The sequence below is a fragment of the Paenibacillus sp. JCM 18996 genome, assembly GCF_055392555.1.
Genome location: NZ_AP043884.1, coordinates 1,427,593 through 1,444,942, shown reverse-complemented (window position 1 = coordinate 1,444,942; position 17,350 = coordinate 1,427,593). Strand labels below are relative to the sequence as shown.

Sequence of the window (17,350 nt, the reverse complement as noted above, 5' to 3'; positions counted from 1 at the left end):
ATTCAAACGGAAGTTTTATTCCGCATAAGTATAATTAAGTCAGCCTATGTAAGAGCGTCCGTAACGCGGCAGTTTACGTTTTCTTGATTTTGTCCGTACGAAGTTGTACTCTGAAATTGAAGCTCGATCAACTGGAGACTTTTTTATACCCGGGAGGCTGCAACTTTGGCGAAGAAAATCATCAAAAACGGAATTTTTGTAACATTAAACGAGCTTCGACCGGTAGTCCAGGGCTGCATGGTCATAGATGGGAGCCGCATCGCTTACATAGGCCCGGAAGCACCTCTTCCACTCGAGCAGTATGATGAAATCATCGACGGAGAACGTAAGCTGTATATGCCCGGTCTGGTCAATACGCACGGCCATGCCGCCATGTCTTATCTGCGGGGGTATGCGGACGATCTGGCGCTGCAGGTATGGCTGGAAGAGAAGATGTGGCCGATTGAAGGCAAATTCACGGCGAAAGACGTGTACTGGGGCACAAGCCTCTCGGTTCTGGAAATGCTGAAGTTCGGGACAACCACTTTCGTCGACATGTACGACCACATGGACGAAGTGGCCGCGGTGGTGGAACAGTCCGGTATGCGCGCCGTGCTCGCCCGGGGGGTAATCGGATTGTGCCCTGCGGACGTGCAGGACGCCAAGCTCAGGGAAGCCGTACAATTTGCCAAGGACTGGAACGGGAAGGCGGACGGACGCATATCCACGATGATGGCTCCGCACGCCCCGTATACGTGTCCTCCTGACTACATTGAGCGTTTTGTGCAGGCTGCCCATGACCTGGACCTGCCGATCCATACGCATATGTCCGAAACTGTCAAGGAAGTGGCGGCAAGTGTCGAGCAATACGGCTTAAGGCCGGTGGCCCATCTTGAAAAGCTGGGAGTGTTCACCAGACCCACACTTGTGGCGCATGCCGTTCACTTGAACGATGAGGAAATCGACACGCTGGCCAGACACAACGTGCATGTGTCGCACAACCCCGGCAGCAACCTGAAATTGGCCAGCGGCATCGCGAGAGTGCCCGAGCTGCTCAAAGCGGGAGTGCTCGTTTCCTTGGGCACCGACAGCTCCGCCAGCAACAACAATCTGGATATGCTGGAGGAAATAAGGCTTGCGGCCCTGCTTCACAAAGGGGTCTCCGGCGATCCGACAGCCGTACCCGCGTTTCAAGCACTGGCGCTGGGTACGGTAAATGGGGCTAAATCGCTTTGGCTTGACGGTGTCGGGACTCTGGAGGAAGGCTGTAAGGCGGACTTTATCGCGATTGACGTGGACCAGCCGCATTTTTTCCCGCGGACGGATTACATTTCCCACATCGTTTACTCCGCGCTCTCGAAGGATGTGACCGATGTCTGCATCGACGGCGCCTGGGTGTACCGGGGCGGTGAGTACCTCACCATGGACGAAGAAAAAATCAAGAACGAGTTTACAAGATGCTTTGATCGGCTGACCAGATGAATCCAGCAAAGTGAAGTGAAGCGTTGAAGTTTAATTCGGAAAGGGTATTGGCATGAAACTGAGATTGATCGTCGGCCTGGTTGCCGCGCTGGGCCTGTCTGTTTATGGCATAGCCTATTTTTATAACCTGATCGAGGATCAGATCTTCAAACAAAAGTCGGACGCGGTCGTCACCGCCTATGAGCGGAGCCTGCTCGCCAAGGTGGACAAAGCGGAACCTTACAATGGGGAAAAGCCTTATACGATCGTCTACGGCGAAGACAAAATCGGACAGAAGATGATCGTATGGGTAGGCGACAAGGAAGTACACAGCGAGTTTGCGGACAAAGGCGCATCGCCTGAAGCCATTAAACAGAAGCTGCTTGCCAAGGCGCCCGGGGCGCAAGTGCTTCGAATATCGCCGGGCAAGCTGCAAGACGCGTATGTGTGGGAAGTTTTTTACAAAATGAAAGAGCAGAACGGTGATCGGTATTATTATGATTTTTATTCTTTCCAAGGCCAGGATCTTGATAATACGTACAAATTAAGCGTGCAATAATTACACAGTTTGCTTGATTATGGAAATATTGAACATTTTGTGTTTTCCACAGTTTGCATCCCATTTGTGATATATTATGTGATATACTATGATGGTATATTAATAGTGTATTAACTTGAAAGGGGGACGTGGATTCTATGAAAAAAATTCGTCTCATTCCCGTACTTGTTTCTTTAATAGTATCCGCATCCGTATTATTTGGCGGTTTCTTCGTGTACCGCACGGTTGCCATGCAGAATCCTTTGACAGACGCAGTCAAACAGTCCGCCGGCGTGCAGGACGCGCAAATCAGTATCACTGACCAGGAAGTTGTGATCAACGCCAAGCTGGCTCCTAACGCCAACTTGCGTGAAATATATCAAAGCATCATGAACAAAGGAGCAGCCATCATCGGACAGCGCGAGGTGAAGCTGAATGTGGTGCAGCAGCCTTCGCCTGAACTCGAGCAGTGGTGGTCCAAAGCGCTTTTTGACGTTGCCCAGTCCATGGAGAAGAAGGAGTACGCCAAAATTCCGGAGTCTCTGGACAAGCAAGCTGCAAACGTACCTGGTTTGAAGGCGGCAACGGAGATGGACGGCAAAAACGTTTATATTCATTTATCCAAAGACGACCAGCACAAATATATCATTTTACCGCGCATTCCGGCTAAAATGGGGGTATGGCAGTGAGTAAATACAGTAAGGAAATTATAATCGGAGTCGTTCCCGTCGTTCTCGTCTTTTTAATGTTCATCGGAGTCAACATCATCCCTTTTGTATTTGCCGGCGTGCTGCTGGGAGTGCTCCTGTTTATGAGCCGCAACCGCGGCGATATAGGGATCACGGCCGACCGCAAAGGAAAGAGCCGTACTCCTTCCTATCTGACCTTCGATCAAATCGGGGGGCAGGACCGCGCCAAGCATGAATTGAAGGAATCTCTCGATTTCCTCATCCGCCATGAGGAGATCAAGAAGTTTGGAATCCGCCCTCTTAAAGGCATTCTGCTCACCGGGCCCCCGGGGACCGGCAAGACGCTTATGGCCAAAGCCGCAGCGCACTACACCAACTCGGTCTTCGTAGCCGCGTCAGGCAGTGAGTTTGTTGAAATGTACGTGGGTGTCGGCGCATCGCGCGTCCGCGACCTGTTCAAGGATGCGAGAAACAAAGCGCAGAAGGAAAACAAGGACAGCGCGATTATTTTTATCGATGAGATTGATGTGATCGGCGGAAAGCGGGACGGAGGACAACACCGTGAGTACGATCAGACCTTGAACCAGCTGCTCACGGAGATGGACGGCATTCATACCAGCACGACGCCGAGAATTCTGATTGTGGCGGCAACGAACCGCAAGGAAATGCTCGACAGCGCTCTGCTGCGTCCTGGCCGTTTTGACCGCCATATCGGAGTGGATCTTCCCGACAAGAAAGGGCGGATTTCAATCCTGGGCATCCATGCCACAAGCAAGCCGCTGGCCGACACCGTCAGCTTGGACAAAGTGGCGGAGCAAACTTTCGGATTTTCCGGCGCACAGCTGGAAAGCGTGATGAACGAAGCCGCCATTTACGCGATGAGGGATAATGTCGAGAAGATTGAACAGAAACATCTTTCCCATGCGATCGATAAAGTCATGATGGGTGAGAAGACCGATAAGGAAACTACCCAGGAAGAGAAAGAAAGAGTAGCCCTCCACGAATTGGGCCATGCTATTGCTGCGGAGCTTGTGAGGCCGGGATCCGTATCCCAGGTTTCGCTCAGCCCGCGGGGGCAGGCTTTAGGCTATGTCCGCCACAATCCTCAACAGGACCGTTATTTGTACACGAAGGATTACATTGAGCATCAGATCATTATCGCATTGGGCGGTACCGTGGCCGAAGAGATGTTTTACGGCAACCGCAGCACAGGCTCCAAGGGCGATTTTGACCAGGCTTTGCATCTGGTGCGTACGATGATGGATTCCGGATTGACCTCTCTGGGAATTATCGACCGTAGCATGGTTACTCAGGAAGAATTGATGAGAGAAAACTCGGCGATTCTTGAAGAACTGACGAAGCGCACGCGTGAGATGCTTGAGCAATATAGATTTGTCTTCGGACAATCGCTGGATATTTTGCTTAAGGAAGAAGTGCTTTCCGGCGAACAATTCCGCGCGCTGCTGGAAGAATTTAAAGGACAATTTGCTTTGACTACGGCCTGATTTCTATATCATCCAACGCTTCGGCTTACGCCGGGGCTTTTTTTGTTGCTCGCGTGCCGATAAAATACCACAAGTAAGCTTAAACGCTTCGCTTTACTTTGCGGTTTTATCACGAATCGCCAAGATTGATAACATTAGCAAACTATCCGACTGCGACATGGTGATTGAAACGATCTCCGAGGATTTAGACGCCAAGAAAGAGATCTTTGCCAAATTAAACCCGTTCGTCGGGCCCGGCGTCATTATCGCCAGCAATACGTCTACTTTAAGCCTGACGGAGCTCGCGGCTGAATCCTTCAATCCGGAATGAGTGATCGGCCTTCATTTTCTTCATCCCGTTTCAAAATCAATCTTGTGGAAATTGTGCGCGGAGTGAGGACTTCGGACGAAACGTTCGAGTGAACGAAACAATTTGTTGAACATACAATCGAAATGACCGAAATTAAAGGATCGGCATGGAATCCGCCATTCTTGTGCATGAGCCGGTGATTGGACGTCCTCGTGTTCACTGCCGGAGTGGGCGAGAATTCCGTGGTGCTGAGGCAGAGGGTATGCGGGAACCTGACCTTTTTCGGAGTGGAGATAGATGAGGAAGAAAACAAAAAGCGCGGCGGGGAACGCAGAATTTCCGCTCCAAGCTCCAAAGTCGAAGTGCTGGTCGTACCGACGAATGAGGAATACATGGTCGCACGCGACACCTACGCCATCATAACACAAGCAAGCTAAATAATGGTACAATAGGGAGGCATGCAGGACCATCCAATAGGAGGAACGAAATGAGCACCAAAAGTATGATTGTCGAAGTCAAGCATCACTCGGGCAAAGCTGTCACCATCGGCTGCTGGCTTAACAATAAACGCTCAAGCGGCAAAATCCAGTTTTTGCAGCTGCGCGACGGCTCCGGTTACATCCAGGCGGTTGTGGTGAAGAGCGAAGTAAGTGAGGACATCTGGAACGCGGCGAAGTCGCTGACACAGGAAAGCTCGCTGTATGTGACGGGAACGGTGAGGGAAGAGCCGAGAAGCCAAAGCGGCTATGAGCTGACGGTGACCGGTATCGAGATCATTCAGCTTGCGCAGGACTACCCTATTACACCGAAGGAGCACGGGGTAGACTATCTGATGGACCATAGGCATCTGTGGATTCGTTCGCCGCGTCAACGCGCCATTCTGGTGATCCGTGCGGAAATTATCCGAGCCGTCCAACAGTTTTTTGATCAGAGGGGATTCCACCTGGTGGATCCGCCGATTCTCACGCCTTCATCCTGTGAGGGAACGACGAATTTGTTCCATACCAAATATTTTGACGAGGACGCTTATTTGACGCAGTCGGGCCAGCTGTACATGGAAGCGGCGGCGATGGCGCTGGGCAGGGTTTATTCCTTCGGTCCCACTTTCCGCGCGGAGAAGTCCAAGACGAGAAGGCATCTGATCGAGTTCTGGATGATCGAGCCGGAAATGGCGTTCGTAGACCACGAGGAAAGCCTGAAGGTGCAGGAAGCTTTTATCAGTCATATCGTTCAATCGGTGTTGGAGAGCTGTCCGAAAGAACTGGAGACGCTGGAAAGAGACGTAACCAAGCTGGAGCGGATCACCGGCGAATTCCCCCGGATTACATATGACGATGCGGTAAAATTTTTGCAGGAGAGCGGTTTTGAGTTCCAATGGGGAGAAGATTTCGGGGCGCCGCATGAAACGGCGATTGCCGAGAAATTCGACAAGCCGGTGTTCATTACCCACTATCCTACGGAGATTAAAGCCTTTTACATGAAGCCTGACCCTAACCGGCCTGAAGTGGTGCTTTGCGCCGATCTCATCGCTCCGGAAGGATATGGAGAGATCATCGGGGGCAGCCAGCGCATCGACGATCCAGAGCTGCTGGAGCAGCGCTTTAACGAGCATGAGCTGTCCAAAGAAGCGTACCAATGGTACCTTGACCTGCGGAAGTACGGTACGGTGCCGCACTCAGGCTTCGGGCTTGGATTGGAGCGGACGGTGGCCTGGATATGCGGGCTCGACCATGTCAGAGAAACGATTCCGTTTCCGCGCCTGTTATACCGTTTGTATCCGTAAAGGAGTTTTAGAGAGGATGTCTGTATGAGAATAAAGGAATGGAGCGGGAAACAGGTGGATCCTTTGCTGCTGGCCGCGCTGAAAGAGGGAACCGTTTCGGTTCCCCATTTTCTTCTTAGATACTATAAAAATTTGAAACTCTCCGATGTCGAGGCTATGCTGCTGGTTCACTTGACTACTTTTATCGAGAAAGAGAAGAAGGATTTCCCTACGCCTGAAGAGATCCAATCCAGAATGTCTTCTTCGGCAGACGCCGTCATTTCCATGCTGCAGAAGCTGCTGAAGGAAGGCTTGATCGGTATTGACCAGGAAATCGATTCGGTGTCGGGGGTCCAATATGAAAGGTACAATCTGGACGGGCTGTATGAGAAGCTGGGGACTTTGTGGTTGGAGGACAAGCAGACGGACCCGGAGATGCAGCCTGCCAAAGGCGGCAAGGACATTTACACCATATTTGAAAAAGAGTTCGCCCGTCCGCTCACGCCAATGGAGCTCGAGACTATCACCGGCTGGCTGGATCAGGACCGTTATAAAGATGAACTCATCCTGGCGGCATTGAAAGAGGCTGTGTTCGCGGGCAAAGTCCACTTCCGGTATATCGACCGGATTCTGCTGGAATGGAGCCGCAACCGGGTGTTTTCGGTGGAACAGGCAAAGGAATATGCTCAGCGTTTCCGGAAATAAAGGCGGTTTGCCGAGCAGCCGTATGGGAAATATTACAATGGAGTATTGACACTCCGATTTCGAGAGAATATAATAATCAACAAACCAGAATATACTAACGCGAAGAACAGGAGCAGTAAGGCTCGGATTCGGACTCAGAGAGCTGCGGGAAGGTGCGACGCAGCGGAAGAACGGCCTGAACTCGCCTGGGAGCGGAATGATGGAACTGCGGATGAACTCCGCCCGGTACATCGTTACGGTTAACCTCCGTGATCGGGTGCCGCGAAGACGTTGTCCGGACACGGCTTCGCAGGCTTGAGCTGGGTGTAGCGCAAACAGATCAACTGCTGTTTGGCTGGCCAAGAAGAGTGGTACCGCGATGAGTGCTGCAGCTGTGGGAAACGGCTGTTACTAAGCCTGTCGTCTCTTTATAGAGATGACAGGCTTTTTTGGTCCTCGCTGAATTGCGGATCACATGAACATGTTTAGGATGAAGCTGAGAAGACCGATATCTTTGCAAACTATATTGAAATGCAACGAACAAGAGCAGTAAGGCAATGACCCGGATTCAGAGAGCTGCGGAATGGTGCGACGCAGCCGAAGGTCGGCCCGAACTCGCTTGGGAGCAGGGCAGTGGAACGGTTTCCGGCAAGGAAGTCTTCTACACTGCAAACGGCTAACCTCTGTTAACGGGTGCATTCGGCTGTTATGCGCGGACGCCGGATGGTGAAGCGGGCTCTTTCCCGGCATAACAGCTGTGGAACGGCCAACAGGAGTGGTACCGCGGCAAGCAGGCTTGTCGTCTCTAGTGTAGGAGACGGCCGGCCTTTTTTTGTTGTATAGGAAACTATGCGGAAGCAAGTTCTGTGGATAAGGGGGCTCCCCCAAAATAATCGGAATATGCTTCGAAGGTTATCTTCACTTTTGGGGGATTTGTTCTTCGAAAAAAATGGATTACAAAGGAGACGGCATAAATGAGGACAATTAAAATTTTCGATACAACCTTAAGAGACGGCGAGCAGGCTCCCGGGGCAACATTGATGGCGGATCAGAAAATTGCAGTAGCGGAACAGCTCGTCAAACTCGGGGTCGATGTGATTGAATCGGGGTTTCCGGTTTCAAGCCGGGATGAGTTCGAAGCGGTGCAGAGGATTTCCCGAAGATTTCAGGAGGTAGAAATATCCGGATTTGCCCGAGCGGTGAAAGGGGATATTGACGCTGCGGTAAAAGCGACCCAAGACGCGGCGAAGCGCAGGCTTCATCTGTTTATCTCCTCTTCGGATATACACCTGAACCATCAGCTTCGCAGGAGCAGACCAGAGGTGCTGGACATAGCCAGACAGATGGTCGCTTACGCCAAATCATTCACGGATGAGATTGAATTCAGCGCTATGGACGCTTCGCGATCCGGCCTCGATTATATCATTGAAATGGTGGAAGCGGTGATTAGTGAAGGAGCCACGATTATTAATCTGCCGGATACCGTCGGTTACGCTCTGCCCGAGGAGTACGGAAACCTGTTCCGCAGAGTCAGAAATGAAGCGCGGGGTGCAAAGGCGGTACAATTCAGCGCCCACTGCCACAATGATCTTGGCTTGGCGGTAGCCAATTCGTTGGCTGCTATCCAGGCAGGCGCGGATCAAGTAGAAGTTACTGTGAACGGTGTGGGTGAGCGGACAGGGAACTGCGCGTTGGAGGAGCTGGTAATGGCTATAAAAACCCGCTCAGAGGTGCTCGGCGTTAAAACGGACATTGATCCGACACATATTTACGAGACTTCCAGAATGGTCAGCAAAACGATGCGTTTTCCGATCGCCTATAACAAGCCGATCATCGGACGCAATGCGTTCCAGCATGAATCCGGCATCCACCAGGACGGCTTGCTGAAGAACCGCCAGACTTACGAGATTATGGAGCCTGAGAGTCTGGGCATTTCACGCAGCATGATTATTCTGGGAAAACATTCGGGCCGCCATGCCATTAAGCATCGGGTGGAAATGTTCGGCATCGAGTTGGAGGAGCAGCAGTTGGAACAGGTGTACACCGACTTCAAACAGACGGCGGACAAACAAAAAATCGTCACTGACGACCAGCTGCTGAGCATCGTAGGCGAGATCAGGCCGGAGGTGGTGGGGGCTTACACGCTGACCGATCTGCAGGTGGTTGCAGGAAGCCAAAAAGTGAAGATCGCCTCCGTTACGCTGAAGGACAACCGGGAAGACAAAGAATCGACTTACACGGGAGTCGGCCGTGGACCATTGGAAGCCGTGATTCATTGTCTGCAGCAGGCCATTCCGCTCGGCATCGAATTTGAGGATTTGGAGCTGCACTCGCTCACTTCTGGTGAATCCGCCTTCGGCGAAGCCGCTGTCAGCATTGGACTGGAAAATCAGACGTATCGGGGCACATCAATGCATCAGGATATACTGCTCGCTGCCGCCCAGGCTTATGTGTCAGCGTGCAATCAGGCGGTGCAGGTGACGGAAAAGAACGCCGTGCAATAAAGAAGAGCAGTCGCTGCCGGCCCTCCCCCTTCAGCTCCTCAAGCTCCGGTTTTTCAGCCGGTACCGGTGAGGGCTAACCCCTAGCTTTTTCTTAAACGCCTGGCAGAAGTAGGAGGGGATTCGTCAGTCCAACGCCGGCGGCGATCTCCGGAATCGGCCGCCTTCATGCATGTAGCATAATTCGATGCCCTTATGGGCATGAAAGGTTTCATTATAATGGCGGCGGGTTGTGTTTCGTTAATTGTAGAGATAGGCATTGTCGCTCTGCAGCATGAATCGGCACCTCAAATTCTTTTGCAGGGCTAGTAATCTCTCCATTATCCCTAAAAGCTCTTATTATATATAGCGATTGTTATAGAGCAATGATAAGATCATTACAGCAACATTTTTGGGCAGGGCACCCACCCTTTTTTTCTCAGCTCGCCCGTATACTTTGCTTATCAGCAGATGCCGGTTTTCACAAAGTGGAGGAGCAAATTTGGAATGATACCTAGTCAAAGGGGAGTTGAAATGAATGAAGCTGAGCAAAGAGCAGGTAGACCGATTCCGCAGGGAAGGCTTTCTGATTGTAAAAGATGTGTTTTCCGGCAAGGATCTAAACCCGGTTATTGAGGCCATCGACGCCTATATTGATGAAAGGGCAAGGAAGCTGCAGGCCGAGGGCAAAATCACCGAGCTGCATGAGAACGAGCCGTTCGAGAAGCGGTACGCTCATCTGTATGCCCAGTCCAAGGAAATCGGCAGCAGCCTGGATATTATGCAGTGGCGCTCGAAGGCATTGTTCGATTTTCTTCATAACGAGTCCCTTTTGGATGTGGCGGAAAGCCTGCTGGGAGGGGAACTGACGTGCAACCCGATCCAGCACCTTCGTGCCAAAGTGCCCGGTCGGGCAGCGGTTGGTGCCGTCGATACATTTCAGAATGTGCCTTGGCACCAGGATGCCGGAGTTACGCTGGAGGAAGCGGACGATTCCGAAATCATTACATTCTGGCTCCCCCTTGTAGACGCGATGGCCGAAACAGGCTGCATGGAGATCATGCCTGGCGTCTTCAGGTGGGGTCTGCTTGAGCATCAGGCGGAGGGAGGCACCACGATCGTTCCGGAGAAGCTGCCGGAAGTCGAACCCGTGCTGGCGGAATGCCCTAAGGGAGGCTTGGTGATTATGAACAAGTACACGCCTCACAAGGGAACGCCGAATGTCTCTGATATCGTCCGCTGGAGCATAGACCTTCGATACCAAAGGACGGGGGAACCCACCGGACGTCCTTTTCATCCCGAGTTTCCTGTGAGAAGCGCCGCCCATCCCGAAACGGTAACCCGGGACCATGCCGAGTGGAGCAGGCGTTGGGAAGAAGCGCTGGAGGCAGGGCGTGGTAAGCGGATGCACCGGGTGAAGTAACGCAACATCCTGCTTAAGAGAAGTGGCGGTAATACAACCACTGACTATGAGAAAAAATTGCTCCCGCAGAATGGACATGAACTTGATTTAACCGATATTATTGGTAATAAAATGCATTTTTCAGTGTATGGAGGGTTTAGCAATAATTACAAGTTCCCGTTTATCAGTCATGGTGGTGCTCATTTGATTTTCGAGTTAGCGGCTATAGGCATCATATTAAGTGTCTACAGACGCAAAGATATGATAGCAAAACGGCAAACTGATATTGAAGGCGCATGATTCCATTGAAATTCGGGAAAGAAGTAAAACCCCGTCAATTTTATCACTGATGGGGTTTATTGCTGAACAAAGAACAGTCAATTCGTTCTCGGATATAAGCAAAGCTGCGGTTAAGAATTTCCGGCGCCTTGTCCCTTGCATTTAGTACAACCTAAAAAGGCAATTCTGCATAATTTGCAATGGTTTGGTTTATACCGCTCGGGTAGTGGCATTCTGTTGCAGCAAGTGCAATAACAACAGATCACGCTTGAAATAACGTTTCGTTGGCTGTTTATCCCTCGCGGTGAGGGCGAAGCCCGCCAGAGCTTGGGGCAAAGTGCCTATTTCCCTTCCAGCAGCTTCAAGCGGTATAGATATTCGAACAGGAACTCGAACGCTTCCAGGTGCCTTTTCGCTTCAAAAGCGTTGGCTCCCCAGGCATAAATGCCATGCTTGCGCAGCACAATTCCCGGCACTCTCGGCTCGACAGCATCCGCCACCAGCTCCGCAATACGCGGAATATCCGCATAATTGGGGAGAACGGGAATCTTGATCCGCGCATCTTCCTCCCAAATATTGAACGCTTTGATGATCTCTACGCCTTCTACAGGAATCGACTTGCTATCCGGGTACAGCTCGGTCGCGAGATTATTAAACACAGTATGGACATGAAAAATTGCCCCGCAGCCTGTCTTTTTGTAAATTTCACAGTGGATTAACGTTTCCGCGGAAGGCTTAAGGCGGGTAGGCTCCGTAAGCTGCCCTTTCGCATCCACCAGCAGGAAATCTTCGGGGGTACTCACGGATTTGTCTTTTCCGCTGGCTGTGATGGCAAATGTAAAATTGTCTTCCGCAAATTCTCCCGCACGCACGGACAGGTTGCCGCTTGTCGCCGGAAACCAGCCTCGGGAGGCGAACAAGGTCTTGGCTTCTTTTAATTCGGCGAAAGCTCTTTGCTTGTCTTCCACAGTAATCGGGTTCATGAGACTCGGGAAACCTCCAATTGCCTAATGACATCGTGAAAATCCTGGAAAGAATGGTACGGCAGATTCAACTGCTCACATAGATCCACGAGGTGGGAACGGGCGAATACGAGATCAGCCAGCTTCGCTCCTTCAAAATCGGATATACTGTCGCCTATCAGAATCCGTTGATAGCGTTCCTTGGGAAAAGAACGGATAATGCTTGTCTTGCACATGCCGCAATCGGTTTGGCAATGTTCATCGCACCGGTGGGGCCACAGAATTGTAATCTCCGTTCCGCTAAAATCGCTGCCGTTGCAGTAAATATGATCTTTGGGAATGTTGAAATCGGACAGCAAAGGATAAATAAAGAAATCAATTCCTCCGCTGGTCACATAAAATTCTATCTTCTGCTCCCTGCAATAGGACAGCAGCTCCGGCAAGCCCTTGCGAATGACGGCATTGGAAATGGCGTAGTGTATCACTTCGTCCTTCATCGAAGCCGGGAGCAGGGCGAACATGCGTCCGACGCCGTCCCGCAGCGTTCTGCGCTTGTCCACGATTTCTTTAACGATATCCTGCCAGCCTTCAGGGTTAAAATGCTTCATGATCGCGACAATATTGTCGCTCTCCGTGATGGTGCCGTCAAAATCGCAGAAAATGACGCGCTTCTTATCTTCGTGGGCGTTTACATCCGCCTGTGCAGAATCCCGCCGATTCATTCTTTAACCCCCCAAAGTTCTATGGCGCTCTTCAGCTCAGCGTGTTCGGCCGCCGCACCCTTCAATGATTGGCCGGCTAGTGTGGCTGCCATAGCCTGGCGGAAGGCTCGTCCCCCGGCAGCCGTACCCATAGGATGGCCGTGGATTCCTCCACCGGCGTTGACGATGACTTCGCTGCCGAAGTCTCTGAGGATCCAGGGCACGAGGCCCGGATGGATACCTGCGGAAGGCACCGGGAAACAGGTGCGGACGGGGAGGCTGCCAGTGAGCAGAGCTTCTTTTATAGCCATATTCTCTTCCCTTGGCATGACGACCGAGCCGTAAGGGGAAGGGAACAGTACGATATCCGCCCCTGCGAGTCGCATCAGCTTTCCAAGAAGCAAGGAAGCGGAGATTCCATAATAAGGCGATGGATAGAAAGCGCCGGCCATAGCCGGGTGGGCCATAATCGGAACTTTAATTTCAGGATTGCGGCTGAGCTCATGCAGCACGTCATAACCGTAAGAAAGCACATTAAACAGCAGCGCGTTCGCGCCTGCTTTAATGGCCTTCTGCGCGTTGTCCGCTAAACGGGATGTAGGGCCTGTCAGGTTCACCGCGTAGAGAAGCCTCTGCCCTGTGGTTTGTTCCGCTCTTCGAGCCGCTTCCATACAGGCTTCCACCCGTTTCTCAAGAGACGTAAGAGGATTCTCGAACAAAATTTCATCGTCTTTGATCAGATCCACGCCGCCTAAAGCCTGTTGATAGAACTGCTCCTTGAGAGCGGGGAGGTCATGTCCGATGACCGATTTGAATATGCTCATGAGCAGCGGGCGGTCATGCACGCCGAGCAGCCGGCGGACCCCTTCATTGCCAAATTTGGGACCGGGGAAAACGGAAAGGAAATTTTCGGAGAAGTCCAGGTCGATCAGCTTTATTCGGCCGTCCATGGACAGCTTGCCGAAAACTGTCACAAGAAGGGCGGGCAGGTCGCGGCTGAAATTGACATCAGGATAAGCGATCCGGATATCGGCATACCGTTCAGAGCTTTGGGATTCATGGACTTCCACGGAAACGACTTTACCGAGATGCTTTTCCATTTCCGCCTTACTCGCTTCGGGCAGATCGGTCCAGCTCCCGACGGTAAGTCCGACGGCAATGCCCGACGCCTTCTTGTCGAAGTCCGCTTTTTCATCAAAACAGCGGTAGGTTGCGGTACAGTAGGAGCTCACAAAAATTCCACCTCTTTATGGTCAGTTCTTGAACAAGAATGCCGCTTAACGCAAAGAAGCCGCGCTGATGGCGTCACCCATTTCTTTAGACCTCTCGACTGCACGGAATACCGCTTGTGCAATTGCCTCTGTAAACCGGTAAGCATCCAGCTTTTCGATAGCGGCCTGGGTGGTTCCACCGGGAGAAGTCACCTTTTTCCGCAGAACTGCAGGGTCCTCCATTGTATGCTTTACCATTTGCGCGGCGCCAAGGACGGTCTGAACGGTAAGTTCCAACGCGCTTTCAGGCGAAAGTCCGCCTTCGACTCCGGCTTTTACCATCGCTTCTATAAAATAATATACATAAGCCGGACCGCTTCCCGATACGCCTGTCACCGTCTCCAGCATAGGCTCCTCCACCTCCGCGACGATACCGATCGCCTGGAATAATGTTCTCGCAAGCTCTTGTTGCTCCGAAGTCACACTGCCGGAATAAGAGACGCCTGTAGCGCCCAAACCGATGGTGGAAGAAGTGTTGGGCATGGTCCGCACGATCGGAATCCGTCTTTGAAGCAGCTCTTGCATGGTTGAAATGGACATTCCGGCAATGACGGAGACCAGCATTACATCATCCGGTATCACTGTTCCGAGATATTGAAAAGCTGCTGCGGCGTCTTTCGGCTTCATGGCCATCACGATAATATCGGCGCTTTTGAGATAATCGACCTTGGTCGCCGGCTCGTTGGAGGCGTGGATTCCATAGCGGCTTTTCAAGGATTCCAACCGCTTCGTGTTCGAGTTGTTCAGTGCAAAGATCTGCTGCGGCTTCATGACGCCTTTCTCGATCAGTCCTCTAATGATGGCTTCCGCCATGGAGCCGGCGCCGTTGAATGCGATTTTCAGTTCAGATTGATCCCGTTTCATAGTGAAAAACTCCTTCGATGTTCGCTCGGTTTCTTATTCGCGGATTTGGCCGTTGCCTTGTACGATGTATTTCGTAGAGGTTAATGCGGGCAGGCCCATCGGTCCTCTGGCGTGAAGCTTCTGGGTGGAGATGCCGATCTCCGCTCCGAAGCCGAATTCGAATCCGTCCGTGAAGCGGGTTGACGCGTTATGGTACACCGCTGCGGCATCGACTTCACGAAGAAATCGGCCCGCGTTCTCTTCATTTTCCGTAACTATGCATTCCGAATGCTTTGTTCCATGGTTCCGGATATGCTCCAACGCTTCATCCAAACCGGACACGATCTTTACATTCAAAATGTAGTCATTGTACTCCGTGTCCCAGTCGGCTTCGGAAGCTGCCTCAATCCAGGGGACCATCTCCTTAGCCCGAGGGCAGCCTCTAAGCTCCACGTTGGCTTCGCGGAACTTTTCCGCCAGCGCAGGCCAGTGAAGGTCGGCGTAATTTAGGTGCATAAGCAGCGTCTCCATAGAATTGCACACGGAAGGGCGCTGAACCTTCGCATTAATGGCAATACGGGCAGCCGTTTCTTCCACGGCGCCCTGGTCTATATAAGTATGGCATATCCCTGCGCCTGTTTCAATTACGGGAACTGTGGCGTTCTGCACTACGTTTTGGATCAAAAAAGCGCCTCCCCGGGGAATGAGCACATCCAGCAGGCCGTTCAGCTTCAGCATTTCATCCACAGAGGAACGGTCGGAGCTCATTATGATCTGGAGCGCCTCCTCGGGAACGGAAGTTTTGACCATAGCTTGATGCAGCACTTCGACGATCCGTTCATTGGAATAGAGCGCTGCAGAGCCTCCGCGCAGCACGACCGCATTGCCGGTCTTGAGGCACAAGCCTGCCGCGTCTACGGTCACGTTAGGCCGCGCCTCGTAGATGATGCCGATCACGCCGATCGGGACGCGAAGCTTATGGATAAGCAGTCCGTTAGGCCTGCGGATTTCCTCCAGAATATCGCCGGTCGGGTCCGCAAGCCCGGCGATCTGCTTCAAGCCCTCCGCCATGGCGGCTACGCGGTCAGGGTTTAAAGCCAGCCGGTCGAGCAGGGAAGGGGAGGTGCCGTTGTTCCTGCCTCTCTGCAGGTCTTTCTTATTGGCTTCGATGATTGAATCTCGCTCTTCCAGCAGTTCGCCGGCCATCCGCAGCAGCGCTTCGTTCTTTTGCTCCGTCGTCAAAGCGCCCAAGCGGTAGGCGGCGTTTTTGGCGAGCTGCGCTTTTCTTTTCACTTCACTCATGGGTATCTTCTCCTTCGGCGTTGACTGTACATTATACTTAGACCTGCTGCAGGCTGACCCACTCATCCCGGTGGATCACCTCGATGCGGCTCACATCAACCCGCTTGGCGACCTCATCCGTGGACAACCCGGCCACCGCCTGCAGCTGCCAGGCGGCGTAGTTGACCACTCCGCGGCCGACGATCCGGCCGTCCGCGCCAACAACCTCGACCACATCGCCGGGATGGAAATCCCCGTCGATGTGGTTCACGCCGGCCGGCAGCAGGCTTCTGCCGCCGGACAGAAGTGCGCGCTCGGCGCCCGCGTCCACCCCCACCTTCCCTTGGGGAAGGGAGTGGAAGCCGAGCCACTGCTTCTTCATCGATAACGAGTGGAACGCCGTATCGAAGTAAGTGCCCTTGCCCGCGCCGTCTGCGGCAAGGGAGAGATCGCCGGGCTCCGCGACCCTGCCGACGAAGACGGGCACGCCGCCTTGGGTAGCGATCCGGGCCGCCTCGATCTTGGAACGCATGCCGCCCGTTCCCACGGAGGAGCCTGCATCGCCCGCAATGCGGTACAGCTCCTCGTTGAACTCGGACACGCGCTCAATTTTGCGGGCGTCCGTGCTTTTGCGCGGATCCTCTGTGTACAGCCCGTCCGTGTCGGTGATGATGACGAGCTCCTGGGCCTTTACCAAATTGGCAACGAGCGCGGACAGCTTGTCATTGTCGCCGAACCGCAGCTCGTCTGTGGATACGGTGTCGTTCTCATTGATGATCGGCAGAATGCCGTGCTTCATCAGTTCCTCCATCGTCATCATCGCGTTGTGGATCCTTTTGCGGTTGGAAAAGTCTGAACGGGTCAGCAGAATTTGGGCCACCCCTATATGATGCCGGGCAAAAGCTTCATGGTAAGCCTGCATAAGGAGCGCCTGGCCCAGCGCGGCCGAGGCCTGCTTTTCATGCAGCTGCTTCGGCCTTATGCCGTAGCCCATCGGTTTAAAGCCGGCCGCAACCGCACCGGAGGTGACCAGCAGCAAAGTGGCCCCGGATTCGCGAAGGCGCACCAGTTCTCCTGCGAAAAATTCGATTTTTGCCCGGTTAAGCCCGCCTTCCTCGGAGGTCAAAGAGGAGCTTCCTATTTTTATGACAATACGCTGCTTCATAGATTTTCACTTCCATTGAAATGGTTTGGCAAACGAACGGCCCGGGGTCGGTCCACTTG

Annotated in this window: 16 protein-coding genes and 2 pseudogenes; 11 read left to right on the top strand and 7 right to left on the bottom strand. The window is 52.6% G+C overall.

All coding sequences use genetic code 11. The features are described from left to right. Nucleotides 1-165 precede the first annotated feature (165 nt). The 10 genes and pseudogenes from ACZ5N7_RS07060 to ACZ5N7_RS07015 all read left to right on the top strand — a co-directional run bounded on the left by ACZ5N7_RS07060 (nt 166) and on the right by ACZ5N7_RS07015 (nt 9,411). Nucleotides 166-1,461, top strand: coding sequence for an amidohydrolase (locus tag ACZ5N7_RS07060; RefSeq protein WP_464658399.1), 1,296 nt, complete (start codon nt 166-168; stop codon nt 1,459-1,461). A 52-nt stretch (nt 1,462-1,513) separates the two neighbouring features. Further along, nucleotides 1,514-1,999, top strand: a complete 486-nt coding sequence (locus ACZ5N7_RS07055; RefSeq protein ID WP_464658398.1) for a cell wall elongation regulator TseB-like domain-containing protein — start codon at nt 1,514-1,516, stop codon at nt 1,997-1,999. Nucleotides 2,000-2,136: 137 nt separating this feature from the next. Continuing rightward, nucleotides 2,137-2,667, top strand: a complete 531-nt coding sequence (locus tag ACZ5N7_RS07050; protein WP_464658397.1) for a hypothetical protein — start codon at nt 2,137-2,139, stop codon at nt 2,665-2,667. Next, entirely contained in the window at nt 2,664-4,172 is a 1,509-nt protein-coding gene (locus tag ACZ5N7_RS07045) for an AAA family ATPase (protein ID WP_464658396.1), read from the top strand. Before ACZ5N7_RS07050 ends, ACZ5N7_RS07045 begins: the two co-directional genes overlap by 4 nt. Nucleotides 4,173-4,275: 103 nt before the next feature. After that, a pseudogene (locus ACZ5N7_RS07040) lies at nt 4,276-4,571 on the top strand (3-hydroxyacyl-CoA dehydrogenase family protein); the annotation flags it as partial. A 90-nt stretch (nt 4,572-4,661) separates the two neighbouring features. Next, nucleotides 4,662-4,898: pseudogene (locus ACZ5N7_RS07035) on the top strand (acetate kinase); the annotation flags it as partial. 50 nt (nt 4,899-4,948) lie between these two features. Then, a complete protein-coding gene (gene asnS / locus ACZ5N7_RS07030; RefSeq protein WP_464658395.1) occupies nt 4,949-6,244 on the top strand; it encodes an asparagine--tRNA ligase in 1,296 nt (431 codons plus the stop codon). 24 nt (nt 6,245-6,268) lie between these two features. Then, entirely contained in the window at nt 6,269-6,928 is a 660-nt protein-coding gene (locus tag ACZ5N7_RS07025) for a DnaD domain-containing protein (protein ID WP_464658394.1), read from the top strand. A 536-nt stretch (nt 6,929-7,464) separates the two neighbouring features. Further along, nucleotides 7,465-7,587, top strand: coding sequence for a hypothetical protein (locus tag ACZ5N7_RS07020; RefSeq protein ID WP_464658393.1), 123 nt, complete (start codon nt 7,465-7,467; stop codon nt 7,585-7,587). A 294-nt stretch (nt 7,588-7,881) separates the two neighbouring features. Further along, complete coding sequence (locus tag ACZ5N7_RS07015; RefSeq protein ID WP_464658392.1) at nt 7,882-9,411, top strand: 2-isopropylmalate synthase; 1,530 nt, start codon at nt 7,882-7,884, stop codon at nt 9,409-9,411. A 30-nt stretch (nt 9,412-9,441) separates the two neighbouring features. Here ACZ5N7_RS07015 and ACZ5N7_RS07010 read toward each other — a convergent pair whose 3' ends face one another. After that, nucleotides 9,442-9,531, bottom strand: a complete 90-nt coding sequence (locus tag ACZ5N7_RS07010) for an AraC family transcriptional regulator (RefSeq protein WP_464659178.1) — start codon at nt 9,529-9,531, stop codon at nt 9,442-9,444. A gap of 394 nt (nt 9,532-9,925) precedes the next feature. Here ACZ5N7_RS07010 and ACZ5N7_RS07005 point away from each other — a divergent pair, with 394 nt between their 5' ends. Continuing rightward, a complete protein-coding gene (locus tag ACZ5N7_RS07005) occupies nt 9,926-10,810 on the top strand; it encodes a phytanoyl-CoA dioxygenase family protein (RefSeq protein ID WP_464658391.1) in 885 nt (294 codons plus the stop codon). 599 nt (nt 10,811-11,409) lie between these two features. Here the strand turns inward: ACZ5N7_RS07005 and mtnB are convergent. From mtnB to proB, 6 genes are read right to left on the bottom strand one after another with little or no spacing between them, the layout of a single operon-like run. Beyond that, nucleotides 11,410-12,051, bottom strand: coding sequence for a methylthioribulose 1-phosphate dehydratase (mtnB, locus tag ACZ5N7_RS07000; protein WP_464658390.1), 642 nt, complete (start codon nt 12,049-12,051; stop codon nt 11,410-11,412). After that, nucleotides 12,048-12,752, bottom strand: coding sequence for a 2-hydroxy-3-keto-5-methylthiopentenyl-1-phosphate phosphatase (locus ACZ5N7_RS06995; RefSeq protein ID WP_464658389.1), 705 nt, complete (start codon nt 12,750-12,752; stop codon nt 12,048-12,050). Before ACZ5N7_RS06995 ends, mtnB begins: the two co-directional genes overlap by 4 nt. Continuing rightward, on the bottom strand, nt 12,749-13,963 hold the full coding sequence (locus ACZ5N7_RS06990) for a 2,3-diketo-5-methylthiopentyl-1-phosphate enolase (RefSeq protein ID WP_464658388.1): 1,215 nt from the start codon (nt 13,961-13,963) through the stop codon (nt 12,749-12,751). The genes ACZ5N7_RS06995 and ACZ5N7_RS06990 overlap by 4 nt, the downstream gene beginning before the upstream one ends. 45 nt (nt 13,964-14,008) lie before the next feature. Then, a complete protein-coding gene (gene proC, locus ACZ5N7_RS06985; RefSeq protein ID WP_464658387.1) occupies nt 14,009-14,866 on the bottom strand; it encodes a pyrroline-5-carboxylate reductase in 858 nt (285 codons plus the stop codon). 33 nt (nt 14,867-14,899) lie between these two features. Next, nucleotides 14,900-16,147, bottom strand: a complete 1,248-nt coding sequence (locus ACZ5N7_RS06980; RefSeq protein ID WP_464658386.1) for a glutamate-5-semialdehyde dehydrogenase — start codon at nt 16,145-16,147, stop codon at nt 14,900-14,902. Between the two features lie 37 nt (nt 16,148-16,184). After that, nucleotides 16,185-17,291 (bottom strand): glutamate 5-kinase, encoded by a 1,107-nt coding sequence (gene proB, locus ACZ5N7_RS06975; protein WP_464658385.1) that lies wholly within the window; start codon nt 17,289-17,291, stop codon nt 16,185-16,187. Nucleotides 17,292-17,350 lie beyond the last annotated feature (59 nt).

Excerpts from the sequence above, each read along its gene's own strand:
- ACZ5N7_RS06995 (WP_464658389.1), bottom strand. The coding sequence starts at position 12,752 with ATGAATCGGCGGGATTCTGCACAGGCGGATGTAAACGCCCACGAAGAT.
- ACZ5N7_RS07005 (WP_464658391.1), top strand. The coding sequence starts at position 9,926 with ATGAAGCTGAGCAAAGAGCAGGTAGACCGATTCCGCAGGGAAGGCTTT.
- ACZ5N7_RS07020 (WP_464658393.1), top strand. The coding sequence starts at position 7,465 with ATGACCCGGATTCAGAGAGCTGCGGAATGGTGCGACGCAGCCGAAGGT.
- ACZ5N7_RS07055 (WP_464658398.1), top strand. The coding sequence starts at position 1,514 with ATGAAACTGAGATTGATCGTCGGCCTGGTTGCCGCGCTGGGCCTGTCT.
- ACZ5N7_RS07025 (WP_464658394.1), top strand. The coding sequence starts at position 6,269 with ATGAGAATAAAGGAATGGAGCGGGAAACAGGTGGATCCTTTGCTGCTG.
- mtnB (WP_464658390.1), bottom strand. The coding sequence starts at position 12,051 with ATGAACCCGATTACTGTGGAAGACAAGCAAAGAGCTTTCGCCGAATTA.
- ACZ5N7_RS07015 (WP_464658392.1), top strand. The coding sequence starts at position 7,882 with ATGAGGACAATTAAAATTTTCGATACAACCTTAAGAGACGGCGAGCAG.
- asnS (WP_464658395.1), top strand. The coding sequence starts at position 4,949 with ATGAGCACCAAAAGTATGATTGTCGAAGTCAAGCATCACTCGGGCAAA.
- proC (WP_464658387.1), bottom strand. The coding sequence starts at position 14,866 with ATGAAACGGGATCAATCTGAACTGAAAATCGCATTCAACGGCGCCGGC.
- ACZ5N7_RS06980 (WP_464658386.1), bottom strand. The coding sequence starts at position 16,147 with ATGAGTGAAGTGAAAAGAAAAGCGCAGCTCGCCAAAAACGCCGCCTAC.
- proB (WP_464658385.1), bottom strand. The coding sequence starts at position 17,291 with ATGAAGCAGCGTATTGTCATAAAAATAGGAAGCTCCTCTTTGACCTCC.
- ACZ5N7_RS07050 (WP_464658397.1), top strand. The coding sequence starts at position 2,137 with ATGAAAAAAATTCGTCTCATTCCCGTACTTGTTTCTTTAATAGTATCC.